At 65.9% G+C, this 25,935-nt stretch carries 25 protein-coding genes; 11 read left to right on the top strand and 14 right to left on the bottom strand.

Annotated features, from left to right (window positions below; all coding sequences use genetic code 11):
• Positions 1-311: 311 nt before the first annotated feature.
• On the bottom strand, positions 312-1,496 hold the full coding sequence (locus ACFPAH_RS06660) for an FAD-dependent monooxygenase (protein ID WP_379742482.1): 1,185 nt from the start codon (positions 1,494-1,496) through the stop codon (positions 312-314).
• A 324-nt stretch (positions 1,497-1,820) separates the two neighbouring features.
• On the opposite strand from ACFPAH_RS06660, the gene ACFPAH_RS06655 reads away from it, so the two are divergent.
• The 11 genes from ACFPAH_RS06655 (at position 1,821) to ACFPAH_RS06605 (ending at position 13,257) form a co-directional block, all read left to right on the top strand.
• The gene (locus tag ACFPAH_RS06655) at positions 1,821-2,585 is read left to right on the top strand and encodes an Asp/Glu racemase (RefSeq protein ID WP_379742479.1); all 765 of its coding nucleotides are present in this window, start codon (positions 1,821-1,823) and stop codon (positions 2,583-2,585) included.
• A 16-nt stretch (positions 2,586-2,601) separates the two neighbouring features.
• Positions 2,602-3,465, top strand: coding sequence for an alpha/beta fold hydrolase (locus ACFPAH_RS06650; RefSeq protein ID WP_379742476.1), 864 nt, complete (start codon positions 2,602-2,604; stop codon positions 3,463-3,465).
• The gene (locus tag ACFPAH_RS06645; protein ID WP_379742473.1) at positions 3,456-4,499 is read left to right on the top strand and encodes a 2,5-dihydroxypyridine 5,6-dioxygenase; all 1,044 of its coding nucleotides are present in this window, start codon (positions 3,456-3,458) and stop codon (positions 4,497-4,499) included. Before ACFPAH_RS06650 ends, ACFPAH_RS06645 begins: the two co-directional genes overlap by 10 nt.
• Positions 4,500-4,509: 10 nt before the next feature.
• Positions 4,510-5,145: an N-carbamoylsarcosine amidohydrolase gene (locus ACFPAH_RS06640; protein ID WP_379742470.1), complete on the top strand. Its 636-nt coding sequence runs from the start codon at positions 4,510-4,512 to the stop codon at positions 5,143-5,145.
• A gap of 41 nt (positions 5,146-5,186) precedes the next feature.
• Positions 5,187-5,507 (top strand): 2Fe-2S iron-sulfur cluster-binding protein, encoded by a 321-nt coding sequence (locus ACFPAH_RS06635; protein ID WP_379743004.1) that lies wholly within the window; start codon positions 5,187-5,189, stop codon positions 5,505-5,507.
• A 142-nt stretch (positions 5,508-5,649) separates the two neighbouring features.
• Positions 5,650-7,368, top strand: a complete 1,719-nt coding sequence (locus tag ACFPAH_RS06630; protein WP_379742467.1) for an NAD(P)H-dependent oxidoreductase subunit E — start codon at positions 5,650-5,652, stop codon at positions 7,366-7,368.
• Positions 7,369-7,387: 19 nt separating this feature from the next.
• Positions 7,388-10,189 (top strand): formate dehydrogenase subunit alpha, encoded by a 2,802-nt coding sequence (gene fdhF / locus ACFPAH_RS06625; protein ID WP_379742464.1) that lies wholly within the window; start codon positions 7,388-7,390, stop codon positions 10,187-10,189.
• Complete coding sequence (locus ACFPAH_RS06620) at positions 10,186-11,055, top strand: formate dehydrogenase accessory sulfurtransferase FdhD (protein WP_379742461.1); 870 nt, start codon at positions 10,186-10,188, stop codon at positions 11,053-11,055. Before fdhF ends, ACFPAH_RS06620 begins: the two co-directional genes overlap by 4 nt.
• A 9-nt stretch (positions 11,056-11,064) precedes the next feature.
• A complete protein-coding gene (locus ACFPAH_RS06615) occupies positions 11,065-11,772 on the top strand; it encodes an ABC transporter permease (protein WP_379742458.1) in 708 nt (235 codons plus the stop codon).
• Positions 11,769-12,464 (top strand): ABC transporter ATP-binding protein, encoded by a 696-nt coding sequence (locus ACFPAH_RS06610; protein ID WP_379742455.1) that lies wholly within the window; start codon positions 11,769-11,771, stop codon positions 12,462-12,464. The genes ACFPAH_RS06615 and ACFPAH_RS06610 overlap by 4 nt, the downstream gene beginning before the upstream one ends.
• On the top strand, positions 12,451-13,257 hold the full coding sequence (locus ACFPAH_RS06605) for a substrate-binding domain-containing protein (RefSeq protein WP_379742452.1): 807 nt from the start codon (positions 12,451-12,453) through the stop codon (positions 13,255-13,257). Before ACFPAH_RS06610 ends, ACFPAH_RS06605 begins: the two co-directional genes overlap by 14 nt.
• Positions 13,258-13,326: 69 nt before the next feature.
• On the opposite strand, the gene pepA is transcribed toward ACFPAH_RS06605, so the two are convergent.
• From pepA to ACFPAH_RS06540, 13 genes are all read right to left on the bottom strand, one after another.
• Positions 13,327-14,178, bottom strand: coding sequence for a flocculation-associated PEP-CTERM protein PepA (gene pepA, locus ACFPAH_RS06600; protein WP_379742449.1), 852 nt, complete (start codon positions 14,176-14,178; stop codon positions 13,327-13,329).
• A 384-nt stretch (positions 14,179-14,562) separates the two neighbouring features.
• Complete coding sequence (locus ACFPAH_RS06595) at positions 14,563-16,020, bottom strand: RAD55 family ATPase (protein WP_379742446.1); 1,458 nt, start codon at positions 16,018-16,020, stop codon at positions 14,563-14,565.
• Positions 16,021-16,031: 11 nt separating this feature from the next.
• On the bottom strand, positions 16,032-16,433 hold the full coding sequence (locus ACFPAH_RS06590; protein WP_379742443.1) for a hypothetical protein: 402 nt from the start codon (positions 16,431-16,433) through the stop codon (positions 16,032-16,034).
• Between the two features lie 84 nt (positions 16,434-16,517).
• On the bottom strand, positions 16,518-17,420 hold the full coding sequence (locus tag ACFPAH_RS06585; RefSeq protein ID WP_379742440.1) for a sensor histidine kinase: 903 nt from the start codon (positions 17,418-17,420) through the stop codon (positions 16,518-16,520).
• A gap of 250 nt (positions 17,421-17,670) precedes the next feature.
• A complete protein-coding gene (gene rng, locus ACFPAH_RS06580) occupies positions 17,671-19,134 on the bottom strand; it encodes a ribonuclease G (RefSeq protein ID WP_379742437.1) in 1,464 nt (487 codons plus the stop codon).
• A gap of 164 nt (positions 19,135-19,298) precedes the next feature.
• Entirely contained in the window at positions 19,299-19,916 is a 618-nt protein-coding gene (locus ACFPAH_RS06575; protein ID WP_379742434.1) for a Maf family protein, read from the bottom strand.
• Between the two features lie 11 nt (positions 19,917-19,927).
• Positions 19,928-20,398: a 23S rRNA (pseudouridine(1915)-N(3))-methyltransferase RlmH gene (gene rlmH / locus ACFPAH_RS06570; RefSeq protein ID WP_379742431.1), complete on the bottom strand. Its 471-nt coding sequence runs from the start codon at positions 20,396-20,398 to the stop codon at positions 19,928-19,930.
• A 42-nt stretch (positions 20,399-20,440) separates the two neighbouring features.
• Positions 20,441-21,139, bottom strand: a complete 699-nt coding sequence (gene rsfS, locus ACFPAH_RS06565; protein ID WP_379742427.1) for a ribosome silencing factor — start codon at positions 21,137-21,139, stop codon at positions 20,441-20,443.
• Positions 21,139-21,819, bottom strand: coding sequence for a nicotinate-nucleotide adenylyltransferase (locus ACFPAH_RS06560; protein ID WP_379742424.1), 681 nt, complete (start codon positions 21,817-21,819; stop codon positions 21,139-21,141). Before ACFPAH_RS06560 ends, rsfS begins: the two co-directional genes overlap by 1 nt.
• Positions 21,816-22,727: an oxygen-dependent coproporphyrinogen oxidase gene (hemF, locus tag ACFPAH_RS06555; protein WP_379742421.1), complete on the bottom strand. Its 912-nt coding sequence runs from the start codon at positions 22,725-22,727 to the stop codon at positions 21,816-21,818. Before hemF ends, ACFPAH_RS06560 begins: the two co-directional genes overlap by 4 nt.
• Before the next feature lie 160 nt (positions 22,728-22,887).
• Complete coding sequence (purD, locus tag ACFPAH_RS06550) at positions 22,888-24,153, bottom strand: phosphoribosylamine--glycine ligase (protein ID WP_379742418.1); 1,266 nt, start codon at positions 24,151-24,153, stop codon at positions 22,888-22,890.
• Positions 24,154-24,163: 10 nt separating this feature from the next.
• Complete coding sequence (locus ACFPAH_RS06545; RefSeq protein ID WP_379742415.1) at positions 24,164-24,889, bottom strand: YebC/PmpR family DNA-binding transcriptional regulator; 726 nt, start codon at positions 24,887-24,889, stop codon at positions 24,164-24,166.
• A 72-nt stretch (positions 24,890-24,961) separates the two neighbouring features.
• Positions 24,962-25,774: a DUF2182 domain-containing protein gene (locus tag ACFPAH_RS06540; RefSeq protein WP_379742412.1), complete on the bottom strand. Its 813-nt coding sequence runs from the start codon at positions 25,772-25,774 to the stop codon at positions 24,962-24,964.
• Between the last annotated feature and the right edge of the window lie 161 nt (positions 25,775-25,935).

The raw sequence follows: 25,935 nt of genomic DNA, 5'->3' as shown, positions 1-25,935 counted from the left end.
ATTAAATAGCAGTGATTGATCGTCAAGGTCAGCGCGGCCGGTCTCGGAAATAGCGAGCCATTATAACAAGACAACACAACAGGCAAGCCGCCGTCGACTCCTGCTTCTGGCGATGGCATGGGACGGGTGTGGGGCGCAGGGTGGGGCGCAGGGTGGGGGAAACCCGCGCTGGTAAAGGCCGGGCGCGGCATGGTTGACGGGCCGGCCTTCGAGCCGGCCCGTGTTGGCTGAATGATGGCCTGTGCCCAACCAGGGCCATCATTCAGGTGCGCTGCAGGCTTGCGCCTCAGCCCGCTCAGCCGCTCAGCCGCTCAGCCGGTCAGCAGTTCGGCAGCGTCCGCGGCTCCGGTGGTGCTTTTCGGTGCCGGGTCGACCAGCGGCACCGTGAAGACGTCGTAGCCGAAGCACCAGTCGGGGTCTTCGTTGCTGCGCAGCCAAGTATTGTTGTGCGACACCAGCTGAACCTTGCTGGCGCGCTCGTTGCGGTTGGCCTGGTACAGGGCGAAGGCGGAAGTGTAGTCGCTCACGCCGACCTGCTCGAAGCAGCGCACCAGCATGGCCGCGTCCTCGATCGCCATGGCGGCGCCTTGTGCCATGTGCGGTTTCATCGGGTGGCAGGCGTCGCCCAGCAGGACCAGGCGGCCGCGGCTCCACAGCGGCAGCGGATCGCGTTCGAGCAGCGGCCATTTGGTCACGTTCTCGCTGGCGTCGATCAGCGACTGCACGCCCGGGTGCCAGCCGTCGAAGGCCGCCTTCATCTCGTCGCGGCTGCTGGGCACCCAGCTCTTGCTCATGTCCCAGGTCGGTTCCGGCACCCCCGTCACATAGTAGAGCTCGTCTTTTTTGCCGGTGACGTAATACACCATCATGTGGCGGTCGTCGGACCACCATTTGGTGCACAGGTCGTGGGTAAATCCCTTCACGCTGGCGGTCGGGAAGACGGCGCGGTGGCCGACGTAACCGGTGTATTTCGGCAGTTCCGCGCCGAGCAGGGTGTCGCGGATCTTGGAGTTGATGCCGTCGGCGCCGATGACGATATCGGCTGTTTCCACCGTGCCGTCGGCAAAGCTGAGGAGCACGTCGTCGCCGCGGTCTTCCACCTTGAGCAGGCGCTTGTCGAACGCGATCACGCTGTCCGGGATGGCTTCGATCATGAGGGCATGAAAGTCGCCCCGGTGCACGGTCAGGTAGCTGGCGCCGTAGCGCGACAGCGCGTAGTCGCCGAGCGGGATCTGCGCGATTTTCTCACCGCTCTTCCAGTCCCGGCTATACCAGAAATCGGGATGCGAGCCGGTGCTGTTCAATGCATCGGCGATGCCGATCTTCTGCATGACCTTCATCACGTTGGGCCCGAGGTGGATGCCTGCGCCCAGGCGCGAGAACTGCGGGGCCTGCTCGTACAGGCGCACATTGAATCCGCCCTGATGCAGCAGCGCGGCCGCTGCCGCGCCCCCGAGCCCGGCGCCGATGACGGCGATACGCGGTGATTTTTGCATGGTGTGTCTCCTCGATGTTGGGAAAATTCACTCATCCTTGGATAAGCTCAAAATCGAGTGTACACGCGATAAAATTCGCTGTAAAGAAAATGTGTCGCGGATTCCGGTTGCGCGCCTTGCGGCCCAGTCTGCGCCGGGGCACGCGCGCTCTTACGGGCTGTGACAAGAGTGGAAATTGGCCGAGCTGGAAATAAAAGCCTTGCATACCGGAGAGATTTGGATAAATATAGCGTACACACTTTATTCGTAGGTAATCAAACGATGCCTTGCGCGGCGCCGCCTGCGGCCCGGGTTCGTGCAAGCGTCATCTACCAGGAGATCGAGATGCAAAAAGTCTTTCGAATCGGCCAGATCGTGCCTAGTTCAAACACGACCATGGAAACCGAGATTCCCGCCATGCTCGCAGCCCGCCAGCTGGTGCGGCCGGAACGGTTTACCTTCCACTCGAGCCGGATGCGCATGAAGAAAGTGGTGAAGGAAGAGCTGGCGGCCATGGATGCCGAGTCCGACCGTTGCGCCGTCGAGCTGAGCGATGCGCGGGTCGATGTGCTGGGCTATGCCTGCCTGGTGGCGATCATGGCGATGGGCCACGGTTATCACCGCGTATCGCAGAAGCGGCTGCGCGCCCACACTGCCGAGAATGGCGGCGATGCGCCGGTCATCACCAGTGCCGGCGCCCTGGTCGATGCGCTCAAGGTCATCGGCGCCAAACGCATCGTCGTCGTCGCCCCGTACATGAAGCCATTGACGGAACTGGTGGTCGACTACATCCGCAACGAAGGCTACGAGGTGATCGACTGGCGCGCGCTCGAGATTCCAGACAATCTCGAGGTCGGCCGTCATGACCCGGCACGCCTGCCGGCGATCGTCTCCCGGATGAACTTCAAGGATGCCGACGCCATCGTGCTGTCCGCGTGCGTGCAGATGCCTTCGCTGCCGGCCGTCGCCCAGGTCGAGGCAATGACCGGCAAGCCGGTGATCACCGCGGCGATCGCCACCACCTACGCGATGCTGCGCGCACTCGACCTCGATCCGGTGGTCCCGGGCGCAGGCGCGCTGCTGTCCGGCGCCTACCGCGACGCCGTCTGACGAGGAGGGCGACGACATGGACACGAGTACGTTTATTTACGGCGGCAACGTTCAGGCGAACGGTATCCGCCAGCATTACCTGCGCTACGGCGGCGCGGGCGGCGGGCGCGCGGCACGCGATGCGGTGATCATCGTGCCCGGCATCACCAGCCCGGCCGTCACCTGGGGCTTCGTCGGCGAACGCTTCGGCCGCGTCTTCGATACCTATGTGCTCGACGTGCGCGGCCGCGGCCTGTCGGAAGCGGGCGACACGCTCGACTACAGCCTCGACGCCCAGGCGGCCGACCTGCTGGCGTTTGCGGCGGCACTGGGACTGGAGCGCTATGCCGTGGTCGGGCATTCGATGGGCGCGCGCATCGCGGTGCGCGCGGCACGAACGCAGCCGGCCGCCTTGAGGCGCGTGGTGCTGGTCGACCCGCCGGTATCCGGCCCGGGCCGCCGCGCCTATCCCTCCAAGCTGCCCTGGTATGTCGATTCGATGCGCCTCGCCCGTGAAGGCATCGACGCCGAGGGGATGCGCTCGTTCTGCCCGACCTGGACCGACGAGCAGCTGCGCCTGCGCGCCGAGTGGCTGCACACCTGCGACGAACGCGCGGTGCTGGCCAGCTTCGACGGCTTCCATACCGACGACATCCACGCCGACCTGCCGCGCCTTGCGGTGCCGGCCATGCTGATGGTCGCCGGGCGCGGCGATGTGGTGCGCGACGAAGATATCGCGGAGATCCGCGGGCTGCTGCCCGACCTGGCGCTGGCGCGCGTCGCCGATGCGGGCCACATGATCCCGTGGGACGACGAAGAAGGCTTCTACCGCGCCTTCGGCGACTTCCTTGGTGCGCCGCTGGCACCCCAACTCGACACCCGGGAGGCAGCATGGCCGTAAGCGACCACGATTTGATCCAGGCCTGGAAACAGGTGCTCACCCTGTCGAAGCTGGAGCAGGGCCAGATCGTCACCATCCTCACCAGCGCGGCAAGCCATCCGCAGAACGTGCATGCGGCCACCATTGCCGTGGCCCAGATGGGCGCGCTGGTGAACCGCCTCGACCTGCAGGCCGTGAACGGCGAGAAGGCGCTCAGCCGTGACTCGCTTGCCTATCTCGGCACGACGCCGCTCACCGGCAACCGCGCGGCGATTGCGGCATTGAAGGAAAGCGACCTGGTGCTCGACCTGATGACGCTGCTGTTCTCTCCCGAGCAGCACGACATCCTCAAAAGCGACACCAAGATCCTGCTGGCGGTCGAGCCGCCCGAGGTGCTGGTGCGCCTGGTGCCGACCGAGGCCGACCGCGCCCGCGTCAAGGCGGCCGCGGCGCGGATCGCGGCGGCCAGGGAAATGCACATCGTGTCCGATGCCGGCACCGACCTGCGCTGCGGCCTGGGCGAGTTCCCGGCGATCAGCGAATACGGCTACGTCGACGAGCCGGGCCGCTGGGATCATTGGCCCAGCGGATTCGTCCTGACCTGGCCCAACGAAGGGCAGACCAACGGCCGCCTGGTGCTCGACCGCGGCGATATCCTGCTGCCGCAAAAGTCCTACCTGCAGTCGCAGATCGAGGTCACCCTGACCGACGGCTACGTCACCAGGATCGATGGTGGCGTCGATGCCGCGCTGCTGGCCGAGTACATGGCCTCCTTCGAGGATCCCGAAGCCTATGCCATGTCGCATATCGGCTGGGGCCTGCAGCCGCGGGCCCGCTGGTCCACCCTCGGCCTGTACGACAAGGAAGCGACGATCGGCATGGATGCGCGTGCGTTCGAAGGCAATTTCCTGTGTTCCTTCGGTCCCAACAACGAAGCCGGCGGCCAGCGCACCACCGCTTGCCACATCGATATCCCGATCCGCAACTGTACGGTCCGGCTCGACGGCCGCGACGTGGTTACCAAAGGCAAAGTGCGCGATGCCAAAGACGATTGAGGAGAACGCCATGCACACAGAAGTCCGTACTTACGAGCGCCAGGGGTTCGGCGCCGAGCTCCCGCTGCAGGCGCCGTTCGGCCTGCTCCTGATCGATTTCGTGAACGGCTTTGCCGATCCCGAAGTGTTTGGCGGCGGCAATATCCCGGAGGCGATCGCGCATTCTGCGCCGCTGCTGGCGGCGGCGCGCGCCGGGGGCTGGCCGGTGGCGCACAGCCGGATCGTGTTCGCCGATAACGATTCCGACAACAACATCTTCTCGATCAAGGTGCCCGGCATGCTCGGCTTGAAAGAGCATGACCACAACAGCGCGATCGTCGATGCGCTGGCGCCTGCCGCCGGCGAGCTGGTGGTACGTAAAACCGTGCCCTCGGCCTTCTTCGGCACCTCGCTTGCCGCATGGCTGACCCAGCGCGGCGTGCGCACGCTGGTCGTGGCCGGCTGCGTGACCAGCGGCTGTGTGCGCGCCAGCGTGGTCGACGCCATGTCGCTCGGCTTCCGGCCGCTGGTGGTGTCCGACTGTGTCGGCGACCGGGCCATCGGTCCGCACGAGGCGAACCTGTTCGACATGGCGCAGAAGTACGCCGCCGTGATGCCGCGCGACGAAGCGCTGGCCGCGATCGGGCGCGCCGCCGGCGCTGCCTGAGTACCACCTTTTCTTCAACAAACAACAGGATGACAATCAAGATGGCGCACATCACCTATATTGAATCCGACGGCACCGCGCACAAGGTCGAGGTTGCCGAGGGCTGGAGTTTGATGAAGGGCGCGGTCCACAACAGCGTGCCCGGCATCGATGCGGAGTGCGGGGGCGCCTGCGCTTGCGCGACATGCCACGTGTATGTCGACGATGCGTGGATGGACAAGCTCGGCGATGCCGGGGGAGCGGAACGGGACCTGCTCGAGTGCGTCGGCGAACCGCGGCCGAATTCCCGCCTGGCCTGCCAGATCCGCATCGGCAGCGAGCTCGACGGCCTGGTCGTGCGCATGCCCGCGTCGCAGGGTTAAGCCACGCACCTTCGTGTCAGGCGTCACCGGAACAAGGGCCGGTCCTATACTGACGCCAGCGCCGCCAACGGTCCTGGGTATTGCGCGCCCTGCGTTCAGTATCCCGGAACCCTTGCACAACGATTTGAACCTGGGACTCATCATGAACCACCCCATCATCCCGATCGCCCGCGCGGACCAAGCTGCCGGCGCCACCCGCCAGCGCAAGCGCGAGGCCCCGAAGGGCCGCCGGGTCGACCCGCAGGCACTGCGCGAGGTCCAGGCCCTGCTGGGCCAGGCATCGCGCCGGCGCGACCTCCTGATCGAACACCTGCACGCCATCCAGGACCATTTCGGCTGCCTGGGCAGCGCGCACCTGGCCGCGCTGGCGCAGGAAATGCGCCTGGCCCAGGCCGAGGTGTACGAAGTCGCCACCTTTTATCACCATTTCGACGTGGTCAAGGAGGGGCAGCCGGCTCCGCCGGCATTGACGGTGCGCGTCTGCGCCGGGCTGTCGTGCGAGATGGCCGGCGCCCGCGACCTGCTGGCCAAGCTGCCCGCGCTCCTCGGGCGCGCAGTGCGGGTGCTGGAGGCGCCCTGCGTCGGGCGCTGCGAGCAGGCGCCGGTGGCCGTCGTCGGCCAGCGGGCGCTGCCGCAGGCCAGCGCCGAGGCGGTGCTGGCCAGGGTGAACGCCGGCGAGACGGTTGAGGCCGTCACCGGCCACATCGATCATGCAGGCTACCGCGAGGGCGGCGGCTACCGGCTGCTGCGCGCCTGCGTCGCCGGCGAGCACGCCGTCGAGGACGTGATCAAGACGCTGGAAAGCTCGGGCCTGCGCGGCCTGGGCGGCGCCGGCTTTCCGCTGGGCCGCAAGTGGCGCATCGTGCGCAGCGAGCCCGGTCCGCGCCTGATGGCAATCAACATCGACGAAGGCGAGCCCGGCACCTTCAAGGACCGGGTCTACCTGGAGCGCGATCCGCACCGCTTCCTGGAAGGCGCCCTGATCGCGGCCTGGGCGGTCGGCATCGAGGCCATCTACATTTATTTGCGCGACGAATACCACGGCTGCCGCGCCATGCTGGAAGCGGAGCTCGACAAGCTGCGGCGCGATCCGCCGGTGCCGGGCATGCCGCCGATTTACTTGCGGCGCGGCGCCGGTGCCTACATCTGCGGCGAAGAGTCGGCGATGATCGAATCGATCGAGGGCAAGCGCGGCATGCCGCGCCTGCGCCCGCCTTATGTGGCCCAGGTCGGCCTGTTCGGGCGCCCGACGCTGGAACACAATTTCGAGTCGCTGCACTGGGTGCGCGAGATCCTGGAGCGCGGCGGGGCATGGTTCGCCGGCTTCGGGCGCCACGGCCGGCGCGGCCTGCGTTCGTTCTCGGTCTCGGGCCGCGTCAAGCAGCCCGGCGTGAAGCTGGCGCCGGCCGGCATCACCATCACCGAACTGATCGCCGAATACTGCGGCGGCATGCAGGACGGCCACCGTTTTTATGCCTACCTGCCGGGCGGGGCCTCGGGCGGCATCCTGCCGGCCAGCATGGGCGACATTCCGCTCGACTTCGACACGCTGCAGCCCTATGGCTGCTTCATCGGCTCGGCCGCGGTCGTCGTCCTGTCCGACCACGACAGCGCCACCGCCGCCGCCCGCAATACGCTGGCCTTCTTCAAGGACGAGTCCTGCGGCCAGTGCACGCCTTGCCGCAACGGCACGGCGAAGGCGCTCGACATCATCAAGCAGCCGGTGTGGGACCTGCCCTTGCTGGCCGACCTGTCGCAGGTCATGCGCGACGCCTCGATCTGCGGCCTCGGCCAGGCTGCGCCGAATCCCTTTGACTGCGTCATCCGATACTTCCCGCACGAGCTCGCTCAGTCTCAGTAAAGCTAAACCGTACACCGCCATGAACGCTCCCATCCAGACCGTCACATTCGAACTCAATGGCCGCGCCGTCCAGGCGCTGCCGCACGAGACCCTGATCGAGGTTGCCGACCGCGAAGGCGTCGCCATCCCGCGCCTGTGCTACAAGGAGGGCTATGATGCCGTCGGCAACTGCCGCTCCTGCATGGTCGAGATCGACGGCGAGCGGGTGCTGGCGCCGTCCTGCTGCCGCAACCCGAGCGCCGGCATGAAGGTCAGCACCGACAGCCCGCGCGCGCTTGCTTCACAAAAGATGGTGCTCGAGCTGCTCATGGCCGACATGCCCGAGGCCGAGTACACCCGCAAGAACGAACTCGACCTCTGGGCCGGCAAGCTGGGCCTGGGCCGGCCGCGCTTTAGGCCGACGCGCAGGCAGCCGCAGCGTGACGACAGCCACGCCGCGATGACCGTCAACCTCGACGCCTGCATCCAGTGCACCCGCTGCGTGCGCGCCTGCCGCGACGAGCAGGTCAACGACGTCATCGGGCTGGCCTTGCGCGGCGAGAACGCGAAGATCGTGTTCGACCAGGACGACCCGATGGGCAATTCCACCTGCGTGGCCTGCGGCGAATGCGTGCAGGCCTGCCCGACCGGCGCCCTGATGCCGGCGCGCGAGGTGGCGCTGAACATCCCCGATAAACAGGTCGATTCGGTCTGCCCCTACTGCGGCGTCGGCTGCCAGCTGACCTACAACGTCAAGGACAACAAGATCTTGTACGTGGAGGGCCGCGACGGCCCGGCCAACCACGGCCGCCTGTGCGTCAAGGGCCGCTACGGCTTCGACTACGCGCACCACCCGCACCGGCTGACCAAACCCCTGATCCGGCGCGCAGGCGTACCGAAGACGGGCGAGTTCGCGATGGACCCGGAGCGCGTGCTGGATGTGTTCCGCGAGGCGAGCTGGGAAGAAGCGCTGGCGCTGGCCGGCGGCAGGCTGGCGGCGATCCGCGACGCGCACGGCGGGGCCGCGCTGGCCGGCTTCGGCTCGGCCAAGGGCAGCAACGAGGAAGCGTATCTGTTCCAGAAGCTGGTACGCACCGGCTTCAGGACCAACAACGTCGACCATTGCACGCGCCTGTGCCATGCCTCGTCGGTCTCGGCGCTCCTGGAGGGGATCGGCTCGGGCGCGGTGTCGAACCCGGTGATGGACGTGATGCGCGCCGAGGTCATCGTCGTCATCGGCGCCAACCCGACCGTGAACCACCCGGTGGCGGCGACCTGGATCAAGAACGCGGTGAAGGAGGGCGCCAAGCTGGTTGTGCTCGATCCGCGCCGCTCGGAACTGGCGCGCCACGCGCACCGTTATCTGCAGTTCAAGCCGGACAGCGACGTGGCGCTGCTGAATGCGATGATGCACGTGATCGTCACCGAAAAACTGGTGGACGAGGCCTTCATCGCCGGCCGCACCATCGGCTACGCCGAGCTCGAAGCCAACGTGGCCGGGTACAGCCCGGAGGCGATGGCGCCGGTCTGCGGCATCGACGCCGACACCATCCGCTACGTCGCGCGCCTGTACGCCACCTCGAAGGGCTCGATGATCCTGTGGGGCATGGGCGTGTCCCAGCACGTGCACGGCACCGACAATGCGCGCTGCCTGATCGCGCTGAGCCTGATGACGGGCCAGATCGGCCGGCCCGGCACCGGCCTGCATCCGCTGCGCGGCCAGAACAACGTGCAGGGCGCGTCCGACGCCGGCCTGATCCCGATGATGCTGCCGGACTACCAGCGCGTCGACAACCCGGCCGCGCGCGCGAAATTCGAGGCGGCCTGGGGCGCCACGCTCGACCCGAAGCCGGGCCTGACGGTGGTCGAGATCATGGACGCCATCGACGCCGGCCAGATCCGTGGCATGTACATCATGGGCGAGAATCCCGCCATGTCCGACCCCGACGCCAACCACGCGCGCGCCGCGCTGGCCGCGCTCGAGCACCTGGTGGTGCAGGACATTTTCCTCACCGAGACGGCCTACCTGGCCGACGTGATCCTGCCGGCCTCTGCGTTTCCGGAAAAGACCGGCACCTTCACCAATACCGACCGCCTGGTGCAGCTCGGCAGGCAGGCGATCGATCCGCCGGGCCAGGCGAAACAGGACCTGTGGATCATCGAGCAGATGGCGAACCGGCTCGGCCTGCCGTGGAACTATGGTGATGTCTCGGAAGTGTTCGACGAAATGCGGCGCACCATGGACAGCATCGGCGGCATCACCTGGGAGCGGCTGGAGCTTGAGGGCGCGGTGGTCTACCCCTGCCTGGAGGAGGGCGCGGCGGGCGAACCGGTGGTCTTCGTCGACGACTTCCCGCGCGAGGACGGCCGTGCCCGTTTCGTCCCGGCCGACATCATCCCGGCCGACGAACGTCCCGATACCGACTATCCGATGGTCCTGATCACCGGCCGCCAGCTCGAGCACTGGCATACCGGCAGCATGACGCGGCGCGCCACCGTACTCGACGCGATCGAGCCCGATCCGGTGGCCCTGGTGCACCCGCTCGACCTGGAACGCCTCGGCGTCAAACCGGGCGAAGTCATCACGATTGCCTCGCGCCGCGGCGAGGTGGCCCTGTATGCGCGCGCCGACGACAGCTCCCCGGTGGGCGCAATCTTCGTGCCGTTCTGCTACTACGAGGCGGCCATCAACCGCCTCACGAACGCGGCGCTCGACCCGGTTGGGAAGATCCCGGAATTCAAGTATTGTGCGATCCGGGTCACGCCGGGCGGCGTGCTCGCACCACAGGGAAGTTATGGCGGTGGGAAAATTTTGGAGGGCATGGCACAATCAGCAACATGAACTCTGCCGACCAGCCAAGTTACCGTCCTCTCATGACGGATGCGCACGCCCACCTCACGCACGAGGTGAGCGTGCTGGACGAGCGCGCGCGCCGTTCCACCATTTCCATTCCCGCCGAGCGCCCGCTGACGGTCTATGTCGACAAGCGCGAGCTGGTCACCCTGATGACCCTGGGCGGCGCCCCGGAGGCGCTGACTCTCGGCTACCTGCGCAACCAGCGCCTGGTGCGATCGATCGAGGACGTGGTCTCGGTGCAGGTCGACTGGTCGGTCGACGCGGTGGCGGTCGTGACCCGCAACGGCATCGCCGACGTCGAGGAGCGCACCGCGAAAAAAGTCGTCACCACCGGCTGCGGCCAGGGCTCGGTATTTGGCGGATTAATGGATGAGATCGAAACTATTTCCCTGAGTGATAGTGCGAGGCTGCAGCAGTCCGTTGTCTACCGCATCGTCGACACCATCCGCACCCAGCAATCGATCTACAAGCAGGCCGGTTCCGTGCACGGCTGCGCCCTGTTCTCGAATACGGGCGAGCTGCTGCATTTTGTCGAGGACGTGGGCCGCCACAATGCCGTGGACGCCATCGCCGGCCTGATGTGGCTGGAGGGCATCGGCGGCGACGACAAGGTGTTCTATACGACCGGCAGGCTGACCTCGGAAATGGTGATCAAGGGCGCGCAGATGGGGATTCCCTTCCTGCTGTCGCGCTCGGGCACCACGCAGATGGGGCACATGGTGGCCGAACGGGTCGGCATGTCGCTGCTGGCACGCTGCAGCGGCAAGCACTTCCTGCTGCTGGCCGGGCAGGAGCGGCTCGTGTTCGAGCCGGCGCTGTTCGAACTGCCCGGCCCCGCGCGGCCCGACTGACCCGCTGCGATGTCCCTGTTCGACGCCACGGCGCATGCGTTTGCGCTGCTGTTTTCGGGCGACGCCGGTCTCTGGCGCATCATCTGGGTCTCGCTCAAGACCAGCATCATCGGCCTGGTGCTGGCCGCGCCGCCGGCCGTCCTGCTCGGCTATGCGATCGCCATGCACCGCTTTCCGGGCCGCCGCATCGCCGTCTGGCTGGCGCAATGCGCGCTGTCGCTGCCGACGGTCCTGATCGGCCTGCTGCTGTATTTGCTGCTGTCGCGCCGCGGGCCGCTCGGTTCGCTCGAATGGCTGTTCTCGCAGCCGGGCATCATCCTCGGGCAGTGCGTGGTCGGCCTGCCGGTGCTGCTCGCGTTTACGCTGGCGGCGGTGCAGGCGCTCGATCCGCGCTATGCTGAGACGGCGCGCGCGCTCGGCGCCTCGCGCTGGCGCGTGATGACCACCGTCCTGCACGAGGCGCGCTATGGCGTGATGGCGGCCGTCATCAGCGGCTTCGGGCGCGTGATTTCGGAAGTCGGCTGCGCCCTGATGGTCGGCGGCAACATCGAAGGCGAAACGCGCACGATCACCACCGCCATCGCGCTGGAGACGAGCAAGGGCGATTTCGCCCAGGGCATCGCGCTGGGCATCGTGCTGGTCGCCCTGGCGCTGCTGATGAACGGCGCCTTGATGCTGCTGCAGGGCGAAGCGCATACGGCGGGAGGGCGCACATGAGGACAAGCAAGGAGGCGCTGTTGAGCGTGCGCGGCCTGGCGCGGCGCCATGGCGAGCGGCTGCTGTTCGACATCGACGAACTCCGCCTCGACGCCGCCAGCGCCTATGTGCTCACCGGCGCCAACGGCGCCGGCAAAAGCACGCTGCTGCGCGCGCTGGCCGGGCTGGAACGGGTGGAGGCGGGGCAGGTCGAATTCGAGGGCAAGCCGGTCGTCCTGCACCCGTACCCGCAGGCGCTGCGCCAGGCCATCGTGTACGTCCACCAGCACCCGATCATGTTTTCCACCAGCGTCGCGCACAACATCGGCTACGGCCTGCTGGCGCGCGGCGAACCGAAGGCGCGCGTGGCGCAACTGGTCGACGAAGCGATGGCCTGGGCCGGCGTGGACTACCTGCGCGATACCGACCCGGCGCGCCTGTCGGGCGGCGAAAAGCAGCGCGTGGCGCTGGCGCGGGCGCGTGTCCTGCAGCCCCGTTTGCTGCTGCTGGACGAGCCCACCGCCAACCTCGACGGCGCCGCGCGCGAGCAGGTGATCGCCCTGATCCCGACGCTGATGGAAACCGGCAGCAGCGTGGTCATGGCCTGCCACGACCGCGACTTGATCGGACTACCCGGCGTGCGCCGTCTCAAGCTGCGCGACGGCCGCCTCGAATACCGCACCCACAAAGGAGAAATCGATGAAACGCCGTAAGCTGCTTGCCGTCCTGATGTGCTCCATCCTCGCTGCGCCGGCCGCCCTTGCCCAGGAATCCCTGCGCCTGTCGACCACCACCAGCACCGAGAATTCCGGCCTGCTGAAACACCTGCTGCCGGCCTTCGAAGCGAAGACCGGCATCCAGGTCAAGGTGATCTCGGTCGGCACCGGCAAGGCCCTGGAGCTGGGCAAGAACGGCGACGTCGACGTCACCCTGGTGCATGCGCGCCAGCTGGAAGACAAGTTCGTCGCCGAGGGCTGGGGCGTCGACCGGCGCGACGTGATGTACAACGACTTCCTGGTGGTCGGCCCCGAGTCCGATCCGGCCAGGATCAAGGGCGGCAAGGACGTGATCGCCGCCTTCGGCAAGATCGCGGCAAGCGGCGCCCGCTTCATTTCGCGCGCCGACAATTCGGGCACCGACGTGATGGAGAAAGGCTATTGGCAGGCCGCGGGCACCAGGCCGGCGGGCGCCAGCTATGTCTCGGCGGGCCTGGGCATGGGCGAAGTGCTGAACATGGCCGCCGAGATGCGCGCCTATACGCTGACCGACCGCGCCACCTATGCCGCCTACAAGGCGAAAACGGGGCTGGCGGTCCTCGTCGAGGGCGACAAGCGCATGTTCAACCCCTACGGCATCATCGCCGTCAATCCGGCCAGGCATCCAGGCGTGAACCACAAGGGCGCCAGGCAGCTGATCGACTGGATCACATCAAACGAGGGGCAGGCGCGCATCGCCGCCTTCAGGCCGGGGGGCGAGCAGCTGTTTTTCCCGACGGCGAAGCCATAAGGACATGATGGAAACAAAAAAGCGGCCGAGGCCGCTTTTTTGTTGCTTGCAGTTTTTACCCTCTTGCGCTTACTTGCGCAGGATCTGACGCTTGCGCGCAGTGGCGCCGGCAGCCAGCAGGGCGATGCCGAACAGGGCCAGCGAGCCCGGTTCCGGCACTTCGTTCACTTCACCCAGTTTGAACTGGCCGTTCGCGCCGATGAAGAAGTACTCGTTCGCACGGTTGCGGTAGCGCGTGCCGTCGCAGCCTGCGCCGGTGAAGCCGGCATACTGGCATGCCAGTTCGCTGACCAGGGTGGTGCCCGGACGGGCGAGCGAGTTGGCGTTCGTGAAGGCAAAACCGAGAATCGACTGGGTCGACAGGTCCAGGCCTTCGCTATTGAAGAAGTAACCTGGAGCCAGCATGCCGGCTCCCGCCTTGGCAAACACGCTCACCTGGCCGTTGCTGGTGGGAGCGCCAGTCGCATCGACCTTGCCGCCGCCGCCGGCGAGGACGTCGAATTGCGCGATCATCGTGCCCAGGTTCGCGCCATAGAATCCGTTCGTGCCTGCGTACTGGTTGTTCACCGGATTCTGGTACATCCGGATGATGCCGTCGGCGAAACTGAAGGAGCCGCCGTAATTGCCGCTGCCGGTCGCTTCGAAGGTGGCCGTGATATTGCCGCCTGGGAAGTTCAACGGGAACAGGCGGCCATTGCTGTCGGCCTGGGTGATATTGAAGACCGCAGTCTCCTTGAAGGTAAACGAGGTGCCACCGGTCGGCGTCAGCTGGAGGAAGGCATTGCCGTTCACGTCCAGGTATTCACCAACGGTCTGGCCACTGGAGAAGCCCCCGCCGGTAGGGTTGAACACCCAATCGGTAATGATCGGACTCGCGATTGCGGTACCGGTCGCGCCCAGCGCGAAAACTGCTGAACACATAAGTTTCTTAAGGAGATTCATCTTTGCTCTTTCGACATATTGTCATCGGGGTGGATGGACTGAAGGTGAAGCAATCTCCGTGCCTGCAGAAAATAATGCGATAAATCAAGCGCTTAAAAATTTCGAATTTTGCATTCGTCAATACGTGTAAAGAATGTCGACAAGTTGTTGTTTCTATTGAGAATTTTTAATATCATTCTGACTTCTCAAAGGCGCAACTTAGTGGTGTTGCCCTACATTATTTAACAATGTGATCCAGTAAATCTTGGCAATCAGGAACGAGAAAATGCCTTATTGAAAGGACGCTTTGCGTGCCGTCTACCCATGCGAAAACGCCAGCCCGAAGGCTGGCGTTTTGCATCCTGCGATCCGGCGGCGAACGGTTCAGCCCCTGCCGCGCGGTCCGCCCAGCAGCACGTCCTCATAGGGGGCAGGGACGGTACCAATGACGATGCCCTCGTCGGTAATGTCGAAGGTGCGGATTTGCCGGCTGTGCTTCGAGCCCCTGACCTTGACGACCGAGATCACGGTGCGCAGTTCCGACTGCGACTCCACATAGCGCTGCATGACCACGGCATCGGCCAGCACCGCGCTGCCGTAGGGCGAAAAGCGCAGTTCCTGGTAGCGGTCTTCGAGTTCGCTCGTCATCAACATGGTCACGCCCTTCGCGCACAGCACGGTCGTCATGCGGTAGAGCGACTCGCGGAAGTCCTCGCGGTATTCGGGCGCCATCGCCAGTTCGAAACCGGACAGTGAATCGAGCACGACGCGCTTGGCGCCCAGGGCGTCGATCATCGTCACCAGTTCGTACAGCATCTCGTCGACCGACAGGTCGAGCGCGCGTACGCTCATCAGTCCGACTTGGCCGGAACGCACCATGGTATCGAGCTTGTCGTTCATCATCTGGCTCGGGCTGCGTTCGAACAGGGCGATCAGGCCCGGTTCGCCGACGGCTGCGCCGGCCGCCAGGAATTCGGTGGCAAGGACGGTCTTGCCGGACCCCGTGGGGCCGACCAGCAGCACGGAATAGCCGCTCGGGATGCCGCCGCCCAGCATGTCGTCGAGCACGGGGACACCGGACGAGACCCGCCCGACCGGCGTGCGCAGCGGCGGCTCGGCGCCGACCGGCTCGGGCGCAGGCAGCACCCGTGGGAAGATTTCGATGCCGGCCGCAGCGATGCGGAAGGCGTGCAGGCCGGGACGCTGCCTCTGGCCACGCATCTTGATGACCTGGATCTTGCGCGACATCGCATTGCGCTGCACCACCTGGCTCAGCCAGATCAGGCCGTCGGCCACGGTGAAGATCGGGTTCTGGTCGGCCTCGTTGCTCGTGTATTCGCCGATCAGGAAGCTGGTCGCGTTCCAGGTCGTCATGTGGGCCACGAGGTGCTGGACGAAAGTTTGCAGTGCCGCCACTTCCTGGTGGTCGCCGCGCGCGCCCTGGATGAAGGAGCGGAACGAATCGATGAAGACCAGGCTCGGCGAGTGCATGCGCACTTCTTCCAGGATCTGGGCCAGCACGGCGTCGTAGTTGCCTTCCTCGACCTGAGGCGCAAGGCTGATGAAGTTGACCGAATCGCCGACCTTGTCGAAGTCGAAGAAGCTGAACTGCTGCTGGTAGCGCAGCATTTTAACGGGCGGCTCGCCCATCGCGGTGAAGAACAGGGCCTTGCGCGTGGGCGACGCCAGCCCGAACATGATCTGCTGGGCGAACGTGGTCTTGCCGCTGCCGGGGGCGCCCCCAATGATATTGAACGACAACTCGGGCAAACCACCGCCGAGGATGGTATCGAGTCCGGGAACGCCTGTCGCCAGCAGGCGCAGGTCAATTTTGTCGGTCATGCCGCATACTCCTAAATGTTCTTGTTGAGGGCCACATCCGGGAAGGCTGCCTTCAGGAAGGAAACGGTCAGGCGCATGCCGATCAGCTCGGACAGGAGCGTCGTGTAGCTCGACAGCAGCGCCCGGTTGACGGCGGCAATGTCCTCCGGCGTACGGTCTTCCAGACAGCGTTCGAAGGCCTCGAAAGGCAGGCGCGCCTCGTTCGAGGCGACCTGGGGCAGCCATGGAAAGGCCGCCTCCTGGGCCGCCAGGCTGCGCGCGAACAGCAGTTCCGTGCTCAGGGGGCCGAGCAGCGGGGCGAATTTCTTGAACAGGGTGCGCCAGATGCGCAGCGCCTCCGCGCTGGTCGCGCCCGCGCCCCCGTGAGCGAGGCGCCGGGTGATCGTCTCGAACAGCTCGGTCGGTATGGGCATGGCGTTCGAATCGTTGCGACTTGGCCTGTCGAGATGCTTGCGCAACGCCCTGGCCGGGTAAATGGATGTGTTTAGGACATCATTTTAGCCGATTGCAGGCCGGGTGGAAGCGTCCTGTGGCGGAAGGGCGATCGGAAGCGTCAGGAGCACTTCCGTGCCGTGCGTGCGTGCGCGCTTGATGGCCAGGTCGCCGCCATGGCTGGCGACGCGCTCGTCGAGGTCGAGCAGGCCGAAGCTGCCCGGCTTGCGGGGCGCGGCCGGATCGAAACCGATGCCGTTGTCGACGATGCGCATGGAGAGCACGCCGGACGCGTGCGCCAGCGCCACCTGCACGCGGCTCGCCAGCGAATGGCGAAACACGTTATTCAGGCATTCCTGCAACACCCGGTAGACGGTCAGCAATTCTTCTTCGCCCATGGCCAGCTCGTCGATGCCGGGCGCCGTGTCCAGTTCGCAGGCGATGCCGCTGGCGCGGGTGAACTTGCGCAACTCCATCTCGACGGTCGCCTGCAGGCCCAATTCCATGCCGGAAGGCCGCAGGTCGCCCAGCAAGCCCTTGACCGTGCGCAGCGTCACGTCGACATTGTCGAGCGCGGCGCCGATACGGTCGCGCAGGCGATAGTGACGGTTGGTGGTGTGCTGGTGCAGCATGACGATATCGATGCGCAGCGCCAGCAAATTCTGGGCGAGCGAGTCGTGCAGCTCCTGCGAAATGCGCTTGCGCTCATCCTCGCGTGTAGCGAGCTGGTGCGCAAGGAGCTGGTGCAGTTTTTGTTCGGAAGCGCGCAATGCGGCTTCCGCCCGTTGCAGGGCCAGGATCTTCTCGACCAGGGCCTGGTTGACCAGCATCTGGTTCTGGTGCAGGTGCACGAGGGCAGGGTCGATGGCTTCGCCCGGCTTGTCGACTGGTAATTCGAAAGGAGGGTCCTGCAGGGTGCCGGGATGCAGCCCGCAGGTCTTGCCATAGCCTGGAGTTCGGGTATCCATATCGATAAGCCAGTTGATGTGCCGCAACATAACGTTTGCGAAAACTGCTACCTGTCCAGAAGCTAGGGAATCTCGGACCACAAGTCAAGAAAAAGCGGCGGCTGGCGACGAATGATGCAGATGTCGGGACGATTTGGGAACTTCGCCTGCGCCCGGCGGATCTCTGGACGCCCAGTACGGCGACGCGGGCGGGTGCCCAGGCGCCGGCGCGACCGGCTTGCTGGAATGCATGCAAAAGCCCCGCAGGTCTCTACATCAGGATGACGTCGTACTGTTCCTGGTGATAACCTTTTTCGACTTGCAGCGAAATTTTCTTGCCGATGAAGTCGCCCAGCATCGCCAGGTGCTGCGATTCCTCTTCCAGGAAGAGGTCGACCACTTCCTGCGAAGCAAGAATACGGAATTCGCGCGGGTTGAACTGTTTCGCTTCGCGCAGCAGTTCGCGCAGGATCTCGTAGCAGATCGTGCGCGAGGTTTTCACTTGTCCCTTGCCGCAGCAGGCGGGGCAGGGCTCGCACAGGATGTGGGCGAGCGACTCGCGCGTGCGCTTCCTCGTCATTTCGACCAGGCCCAGGGCCGAGAAGCCGCTGACCGAGACCTTGGTGCGGTCGCGCGCCAGGGTTTTCTTCAACTCGGCAAGGACGGCATTGCGGTGCTCGTTGTTGTCCATGTCGATGAAGTCGAGGATGATGATGCCGCCCAGGTTACGCAGGCGCAGCTGGCGGGCGATCGCATGCGCCGCTTCCAGGTTGGTTTTAAAGATGGTATCCGCGAAATTACGCCCGCCGACATAGCCGCCGGTGTTGACGTCGATCGTCGTCATCGCCTCGGTCTGGTCGACGATCAGGTAGCCGCCGGACTTCAGGTCGACGCGGCGGCCCAGCGCGCGCAGGATTTCTTCCTCGACCCCGTACAGGTCGAACAGCGGACGCTCGCCCGTGTAATGCTGCAATCTCGCCAGCACACTCGGCGTGTAGACCTGGGCGAATTCGACCAGTTTCAGGTAGTTTTCGCGCGAATCGACCTGGATCGTCGCCGTCTCGTCGTGGACGAAGTCGCGCAGCACGCGCTGGGCCAGGTTCAGGTCCTGGTACAGCAGGCTGGTGGCAGGGCGGGTACGGGCCCCGTTCTGGATCGCGGCCCAGGTCTTGCGCAGGTAGTCGATGTCGGCGGCGAGGTCGGTGTCCGACGCTTCCTCGGCCTGGGTGCGCACGATGTAGCCGCCCTTTTCGTCGGCCGGCAGCAGCCCGGCCATGCGCGTGCGCAGCAGTTCGCGGTCGGCCTCTTTCTCGATCTTTTGCGAGATGCCGATGTGCTTATCCTGCGGCAGGTACACCAGCATGCGCCCGGCGATCGAGATCTGGGTCGACAGGCGCGCGCCCTTGGTGCCGATCGGGTCCTTGATGACCTGCACGGTCAGCACCTGGCCATCGAAGAGCAGCTTTTCGATCGGCGTCGGCGGGGTGTTCGAATTGTCGTGCGGCCGCGCTTCCCAGATGTCGGCCACGTGTAAAAAGGCGGCGCGTTCCAGGCCGATGTCGATGAAGGCCGACTGCATCCCCGGCAGCACCCGCACGACCTTGCCGGAATACACGTTCCCGGCGAGGCCGCGCGTCAGCGTGCGTTCGATGTGCAACTCCTGCACCGCGCCCTGCAGGACGAGCGCCACGCGCGTTTCCTGCGGAGTGATATTGATGAGGATGTCTTCGTTCATGGACGCTGCATACGGGGATATTGTTCAGAGTGCCATGATACACGGCCCGCCGCCGCCGCGTAGGGTGGAGTCCCGACTCCACGCGTGAAGCCCGAACATTGGCAAGCGTATCGCGTGGACAAACGTACGCGTGGAGGCAGGACTCCACCCTACGTCCCCCGGCCTTAAATCGGCAGTCCCGCCTTGCGCAGCAGGGCCGCCGTCTCGAACAGCGGCAAGCCCATGATCCCCGAGTGGCTGCCCTCGATATGCTCGACGAACAGGGCGGCGAGGCCCTGGATGCCGTAGCCGCCGGCCTTGTCGTAGGGCTCGGGTGTGGCGCAGTAGGCGCGGATCGCCTGCGGCGACAGCTTGGCGAAGCGCACGTTCGACACCTGCGTGACGTGCTCGGCCATGTCGGTGAAGTGCACGGCCACGGTGGTCAGCACCTGGTGGGTGCGGCCCGACAGGCGCTCGAGCATCGCGGCGGCCTCGGCCGGGTCGGCGGGCTTGCCGAGGATCTCGTCGTCGACCGTGACGGTCGTGTCGGCGGTCAGCACCGGGCGCAGCGGCTGGCGGCGCTGTTGCAGCACCTTCCAGGCGAACGCGCCTTTTTCCAGCGCCACCCGCACTACGTAGTCGTGCGCCGGTTCGCCCGGGCGCACGTCTTCGCTGACGTCGACGCCGCGCGCCGGGTCGCTGCGCAGCATCAGCAGATCGAAGTCGACGCCGACCTGGCGCAGCAGTTCGCGGCGCCGCGGGCTCTTCGAGGCGAGATAGATTTTCTTGTCGAACGCTTTCATGGGGAGCTGCCTCAGACGCGGTGGTACGGATGGTTCTGGGTAATCGACCAGGCACGGTAGAGCTGCTCGGCCAGCATCACACGCACGACGCCGTGGGGCAGGGTCATGCTCGAAATACGGATCAGGCTGTCGGCGCGGGCCTTGAGTTCGGGGTCGAGGCCGTCCGCGCCGCCGATGAGAAAGACGGTATCGCGACCGTCCTGCTGCCAGCTCAACAATTGTTGGGACAGACCAACACTTGTCAGGTCCTTGCCCCGTTCGTCGAGGGCGATGATGCGCGCCCCGCGCGGCAACACGGCCTCGATGCGCTCGCGCTCGAGCGCCATCGCAGTGGCGGCCGTCTTGCTGCCGGAACGCTCGACCGGCTTGATTTCCTTGAGCACGATGCGCAGCTCGGGCGGCATGCGCTTCGTGTACTCGGCAAAACCGGTTTCGATCCAGGCCGGCATTTTATGGCCGACCGCGGCGATGATCAGTTGCATTGAAACTTACCGGTTAACTGATTGGCTCACTTGCTTGCCAAATTACTCGGCAACTTTCTTGACGGTGCGGCGGATCACCTTTTTCACCGGTTCGGCGTCAGGCGCGGCTGCTGCCTTCGGCGTGCGCTTCGGCGGCTTGGCCTTGGTCGCCTCGACGGCGGCGATCTCGCTCTTGCTCGGCGCGACCTTGATGGTCTTGCCGACCGGCGCCTTCTTGGCCGCCGGCTTCTTCGCTGCCGTGGTCTTGGTGGCGGCCGTCTTCACGGCGGTGGCGCGCTTGGCGGCCGGCTTGCGCTCGTTGACCGGCTTGACTTCCGGCGCGTCCTGGTTCGCGGCCAGGTGCTTCGACTTGGTCTTCGGCTCGGCCGCTTCCGCCGCTTCCGGCGTCGACTTGCGCTTGGCGGCGCCCAGCTTGACCGGCTTCTCGCCCCAGATTTCTTCCAGGCGGTAGTACTGGCGGATGGCCGGCTGCATGATGTGGACAATCATGTCGCCCAGGTCGACCAGCACCCATTCGCCGGTGTCCTCGCCCTCGAGGCCGACGACGTCGCCGCCTGCTGCCTTGACCTTGTCGCGCACCGAGGCGGCCAGCGCCTTGGTCTGGCGATTCGACGTACCCGAGACGACCGCGATGCGATCGAACAGGCTGGTCAGCCCGGTCGTGTCGAACAACATGATCTCCTGGCCCTTGACGTCTTCGAGGGCGTCGACGACGACCGTTTGCAGTTTTTTGATATCCATTAGCTTTTGTATAAATTATGGTGTTGAATATAGTCTAGCACTACCGGGGCGACCAGCGAGTTCACTTTCGCCTTGGCGTTTGCCTCCGGGTTCAGGGTGGCAGCATCGCCCCCCAGCAGCGCGCGCACCGTCGTCGACGAGATGTCGACGGCGAGCGTGTGCGCCAGGCACACCAGCCCCGCGGGGGTGGTGCGCACTTGTTCTGCCGACGCCAGGCGCGGCGCCAGTTCGCGCGCCACCGCCGGCGGCAGCGCATCGCGCTCGAGCGTATAGCCCGGCCGCGCCGCGACGGCGAGGTTGGCCAGCTCGAACAATTGTTGCCATTCGCGCCAGCTGTCCAGGTTCTGCAACTGGTCGGCGCCCATCAGGAATACGATCGAGGCGTCCGGACCGAGTTCCGCCCGCAGGCCGCGCAGGGTGTCGACGGTATAGGTCGGACCCGTCGCTTCGAGTTCGCGGCGATCGATCGACACCGCCAGGCCGGCGTCGCGAAAGGCCAGTTCCAGCATGGCGATCCGTTGTTCGTCGCTGGCCTGCAGGGCCGCTTTCTGCCAGGGACGCGCCGGCAGCACGCGCAGCTCGTCGGGCCGCAGCAGGCCGTCGAACAGGCGCGCCAGCGCAACGTGGCCATGGTGGACGGGATCGAAACTGCCCCCCAGCAGGGCGATGCAGGCGCTCACGAAGCGAGCCAGTCCCGGTGCGGCAGGAAATCGGTATACAGCTTCGCTTCCGCGCTGCCCGCTTCCGGATGCCAGTCGTAGCGCCATTTGACGATCGGCGGCAGCGACATCAGGATCGCTTCGGTACGTCCTCCCGACTGCAGGCCGAAATGCGTGCCGCGGTCCCACACCAGGTTGAACTCGACGTAGCGCCCGCGCCGGTAGGCCTGGAAGTCGCGTTCGCGTTCGCCGTAGGGCGTGTCCTTGCGTGCCTGCAGGATCGGCAGGTAGGCGTCGAGGAAACCGTCGCCCACGGCGCGCACCATCGCAAAGGCGTCGTCGAACGGCAGTTCGTTGAAGTCGTCGAAGAAGATGCCGCCGACGCCGCGCGCTTCCTTGCGGTGCTTGAGGTAAAAGTACTCGTCGCACCAGGCCTTGAAGCGGCCATGCAGCGTGTCGCCGAAGGGCGCCAGCGCGTCGTGGCAGACCTGGTGGAAGTGGCGCGCGTCATCTGCGTTGCCGTAGTACGGGGTCAGGTCCATGCCGCCGCCGAACCACCAGACCGGCTCGAGTCCCTCCGCCGTCGCTTCGAAGAAGCGCACGTTCATGTGCACCGTCGGCGCGTAGGGATTGCGCGGATGGAGCACCAGCGACACGCCCATCGCTTCCCAGGCGCGGCCGGCCAGTTCGGGGCGGCTGGCCGCGGCCGACGGCGGCAGGTTCGCGCCCATCACGTGCGAGAAATTCACGCCGCCGCGCTCGAGCACATGGCCTTCTTCGATCAGGCGCGAGATGCCGCCGCCGCCTTCAGGGCGCTCCCAGCTGTCTTGCAGAAAAGGCTTGCCGTCCACGTCTTCCAGTGCCGCGACGATGCGCGACTGCAGGTCGAGCAGCCAGGCTTTGATGGCCGAAGGGGAAGGGGTGGACATGGCGGATGGGATCGGTGACGGAAAATAGGAGGGGGATTGTACACCGGCAGCGCGCCGTGGCGGGAAAAGCCGGGGCGCCGGCCGTCATGCGCGCCGGATGGCGTGCTCGGCGGAGCCCGCCCAGGCGCTCCTGCCCATCCGGCGCCGTGCCGGTTCGTCCTTACTTCATCCCGCGCCACCCGATGTCGCGGCGGTACTGCGCGCCGTCGAAATGGATCTTGTCGACGATGTCATACGCCTGCTTTTGCGCCATCCTGACGCTGTCGCCGAGGCCGACGACGCACAGCACGCGGCCGCCGTTGGTCTGCAGCTGGCCGTCGACCAGGCGGGTGCCGGCATGGAAGGTCACGGTTTCCGGCGTGTCAGCGGGGATGCTGCCGATGGCGTCGCCCTTGCGCGGGCTGTCCGGGTAGCCGGCGGCGGCCATGACGACGCCGACCGCGGTGCGGCGGTCCCAGTCGAGCTCGACGGCGTCGAGCGTGCCGTTGCAGGCATGCTCGAGCACCGTCGCGTAATCGCTTTTCAGGCGCGCCATGATCGGCTGGGTTTCCGGATCGCCCATGCGGCAGTTGAATTCCAGCGTGCGCGGATTGCCTTCGGCATCGATCATCAGTCCGGCGTACAGGAAGCCGGTGAAGACGATGCCGTCCTTCGCCATGCCCTGGATGGTCGGATGGATGATTTCGCGCATCACGCGCGCATGCATCGCCGGGGTGACGATCGGGGCCGGGGAGTAGGCGCCCATGCCGCCCGTATTCGGGCCCTGGTCCTGGTCCTTCAGGCGCTTGTGGTCTTGCGAGGTGGCCATCGGCAGGATGTTCTTGCCGTCGCACATGACGATGAAGCTCGCTTCTTCGCCGGCCAGGAATTCCTCGATGACGATGCGCGCGCCGGCGTCGCCGAAGGCGTTATCGGACAGCATGTGATCGACTGCGGCATGCGCTTCCTCGAGCGACATGGCGACGACGACGCCCTTGCCGGCCGCCAGGCCGTCGGCCTTGATGACGATCGGCGCGCCGTTCGCATCGACATAGGCGTGCGCCGCGGCGGCATCGGAGAAGCTCTGGTACTTCGCGGTCGGGATGCCGTGGCGCTGCATGAAGGCCTTGGCGAAGTCCTTCGAGCTTTCCAGCTGCGCCGCTTCGCGGGTCGGCCCGAAAATCTTCAGGCCGCGCGAGCGGAACAGGTTGACGATCCCGGCGGCCAGCGGCGCTTCCGGGCCGACCAGGGTCAGGGCGACGTGCTCGGCGACGACGAAGTCGGCCAGCGCGGCCGGATCGCTGATGTCGACGTTGACCAGGCGCGCATCGAGCGCCGTGCCGCCGTTGCCCGGCGCGACATACACCATCTGCACGCGTTGGGATTGGGCCAGTTTCCAGGCCAGGGCATGTTCGCGGCCACCTGAGCCGACTACCAGGATTTTCATAGTGTTCCGCTTATTCTTCGATCACGGCGTTGGTATAGATTTCCTGCACGTCGTCCAGGTTTTCCAGTGCGTCGAGCAGCTTCTGCATCTTGATCGCCTCGTCGCCGGTGAAGACGGTCTCGGTGGCCGGCTTCATGATGACTTCGGCTACCTCGGCCTTGAAACCGGCCTTTTCCAGGGCATCCTTCACGCTCGGGAAGGCGAACGGATCGCACAGCACTTCGAAGCCGCCTTCCTCGTCCTGCACCACGTCTTCGGCGCCCGCTTCGAGCGCCGCTTCCATCAGCTTGTCCTCGTCCACGCCCGGCGCGAACAGGAACTGGCCGGTGTGCTTGAACATGAAGGCCACCGAACCCTCGGTCCCCATGTTGCCGCCGAACTTGCTGAAGGCATGGCGTACTTCGGCCACCGTGCGCACCCGGTTGTCGGTCATGCAGTCGACGATGATGGCCGCGCCGCCGATGCCGTAGCCCTCGTAGCGGATCTCTTCGTAGTTGGCACCCTCGAGTTCGCCCGCGCCGCGCTGGATCGCGCGGTTGACGTTGTCTTTCGGCATGTTGGCGTCAGCCGCCTTGTCGACCGCCAGGCGCAGGCGCGGGTTGGCGTTGATGTCGCTGCCGCCCATGCGCGCGGCGACGGTGATTTCCTTGATGAGGCGGGTCCAGATCTTGCCGCGCTTGGCATCGGTGGCGGCTTTCTTATGCTTGATATTGGCCCATTTGCTGTGTCCAGCCATGTCGAGAATTCCTTAGACGGTATGCAAGAGTGGGCGACATTTTAGCATGGGCCCGCCCTGCAAAACGCGCTCTCAGGCTTGTGGAAACAGCAACAGTGTCCCCCACGCAACGAGTGCCAGCCCACTGAGGCAGGCAATGACCGATCCGGCCGGTAGCAGCTTTTCGGCCAGCACCAATCCGGCCAGGGCCACCAGTGCCACCAGGTTGGTGACCCCGGCGGCGAACAGCAGCAGCATCAGCAGCCAGCAGCAGCCGGTGCAATACAGGCCTTGCGCGATGCCCATGCGCAAGGCGCCGCCCAGGCCCAGCCGCCAGCTCGCCACCACGAAGGACAGCGGCGCGCGGCAATGCTGCAGGCAGGCGTGCTTGGCCGGGGTCCACTGGTAGACCCCGGCTGCCACCAGCACCAGCCCGCAGGCGCTCTGGTTGGCCACGGCCATGCCGGTGTCGAGCGCGCCGGCGTCGTGCAGGCCCCATTGCAGCAGCGTGGCCAGGGCGCCGAAGCCGCCCCAGACGGCCAGGTAGCCGGCCACGAACATGAGCGTGGAGAGGTTGGGGAAGCGCACCGTGCGCACCAGCCGGTTGATGCGCGCAAACAACAGGATGGCCGGGGTGGCGGCCGGGAGCATGATCGCCGACAGCATTGCGCCCCACATCGCCAGCACCAGGCCGAGCTCGGACAGGCGGTAGGGAGCCGGTGCCAGGTTGTAATGCGCGCCCAGCCTGCTGCCGGCCGCGACCGGCAGCGCCGGGTCGACGTTCGCCATGCGCAGGGCGCGGAACACCAGGCAGGCCCAGCACACCGCGACCAGCATGGTCAGGCAGGCGATGACGAAGGGCCGCTCGCGCCCTGGCTGCGAGTCGAGGCGGATCAGGGCGGTCATTGGGGCTTCCTCCAGCGGGCGGGCAGCGCGACGCAATCGCGGCAGGGAAAGGGATGGCCGGGCGGCCGCGTCATGCTCCAGTTCGGCATTGTTCCTCCTCATGAACGGTCGATATTCCACTTTGACTGCGGAGCCGGCTTTGCGTTCAGGGCTTCTGCCGA

The sequence above is a fragment of the Massilia sp. GCM10023247 genome, from assembly GCF_042653325.1.
In the GTDB taxonomy this organism is placed as follows: Bacteria; Pseudomonadota; Gammaproteobacteria; order Burkholderiales; family Burkholderiaceae_D; genus Telluria.
The sequence above is the reverse complement of the archived record's forward strand: the minus strand, read 5'-3'. Positions and strand labels throughout refer to the sequence as shown.

Excerpts from the sequence above, each read along its gene's own strand:
- ACFPAH_RS06660 (WP_379742482.1), bottom strand. The coding sequence starts at position 1,496 with ATGCAAAAATCACCGCGTATCGCCGTCATCGGCGCCGGGCTCGGGGGC.
- ACFPAH_RS06655 (WP_379742479.1), top strand. The coding sequence starts at position 1,821 with ATGCAAAAAGTCTTTCGAATCGGCCAGATCGTGCCTAGTTCAAACACG.
- ACFPAH_RS06650 (WP_379742476.1), top strand. The coding sequence starts at position 2,602 with ATGGACACGAGTACGTTTATTTACGGCGGCAACGTTCAGGCGAACGGT.
- ACFPAH_RS06645 (WP_379742473.1), top strand. The coding sequence starts at position 3,456 with ATGGCCGTAAGCGACCACGATTTGATCCAGGCCTGGAAACAGGTGCTC.
- ACFPAH_RS06640 (WP_379742470.1), top strand. The coding sequence starts at position 4,510 with ATGCACACAGAAGTCCGTACTTACGAGCGCCAGGGGTTCGGCGCCGAG.
- ACFPAH_RS06635 (WP_379743004.1), top strand. The coding sequence starts at position 5,187 with ATGGCGCACATCACCTATATTGAATCCGACGGCACCGCGCACAAGGTC.
- ACFPAH_RS06630 (WP_379742467.1), top strand. The coding sequence starts at position 5,650 with ATGAACCACCCCATCATCCCGATCGCCCGCGCGGACCAAGCTGCCGGC.
- fdhF (WP_379742464.1), top strand. The coding sequence starts at position 7,388 with ATGAACGCTCCCATCCAGACCGTCACATTCGAACTCAATGGCCGCGCC.
- ACFPAH_RS06620 (WP_379742461.1), top strand. The coding sequence starts at position 10,186 with ATGAACTCTGCCGACCAGCCAAGTTACCGTCCTCTCATGACGGATGCG.
- ACFPAH_RS06615 (WP_379742458.1), top strand. The coding sequence starts at position 11,065 with ATGTCCCTGTTCGACGCCACGGCGCATGCGTTTGCGCTGCTGTTTTCG.
- ACFPAH_RS06610 (WP_379742455.1), top strand. The coding sequence starts at position 11,769 with ATGAGGACAAGCAAGGAGGCGCTGTTGAGCGTGCGCGGCCTGGCGCGG.
- ACFPAH_RS06605 (WP_379742452.1), top strand. The coding sequence starts at position 12,451 with ATGAAACGCCGTAAGCTGCTTGCCGTCCTGATGTGCTCCATCCTCGCT.
- pepA (WP_379742449.1), bottom strand. The coding sequence starts at position 14,178 with ATGTGTTCAGCAGTTTTCGCGCTGGGCGCGACCGGTACCGCAATCGCG.
- ACFPAH_RS06595 (WP_379742446.1), bottom strand. The coding sequence starts at position 16,020 with ATGACCGACAAAATTGACCTGCGCCTGCTGGCGACAGGCGTTCCCGGA.
- ACFPAH_RS06590 (WP_379742443.1), bottom strand. The coding sequence starts at position 16,433 with ATGCCCATACCGACCGAGCTGTTCGAGACGATCACCCGGCGCCTCGCT.
- ACFPAH_RS06585 (WP_379742440.1), bottom strand. The coding sequence starts at position 17,420 with ATGGATACCCGAACTCCAGGCTATGGCAAGACCTGCGGGCTGCATCCC.
- rng (WP_379742437.1), bottom strand. The coding sequence starts at position 19,134 with ATGAACGAAGACATCCTCATCAATATCACTCCGCAGGAAACGCGCGTG.
- ACFPAH_RS06575 (WP_379742434.1), bottom strand. The coding sequence starts at position 19,916 with ATGAAAGCGTTCGACAAGAAAATCTATCTCGCCTCGAAGAGCCCGCGG.
- rlmH (WP_379742431.1), bottom strand. The coding sequence starts at position 20,398 with ATGCAACTGATCATCGCCGCGGTCGGCCATAAAATGCCGGCCTGGATC.
- rsfS (WP_379742427.1), bottom strand. The coding sequence starts at position 21,139 with ATGGATATCAAAAAACTGCAAACGGTCGTCGTCGACGCCCTCGAAGAC.
- hemF (WP_379742421.1), bottom strand. The coding sequence starts at position 22,727 with ATGTCCACCCCTTCCCCTTCGGCCATCAAAGCCTGGCTGCTCGACCTG.
- purD (WP_379742418.1), bottom strand. The coding sequence starts at position 24,153 with ATGAAAATCCTGGTAGTCGGCTCAGGTGGCCGCGAACATGCCCTGGCC.
- ACFPAH_RS06545 (WP_379742415.1), bottom strand. The coding sequence starts at position 24,889 with ATGGCTGGACACAGCAAATGGGCCAATATCAAGCATAAGAAAGCCGCC.
- ACFPAH_RS06540 (WP_379742412.1), bottom strand. The coding sequence starts at position 25,774 with ATGACCGCCCTGATCCGCCTCGACTCGCAGCCAGGGCGCGAGCGGCCC.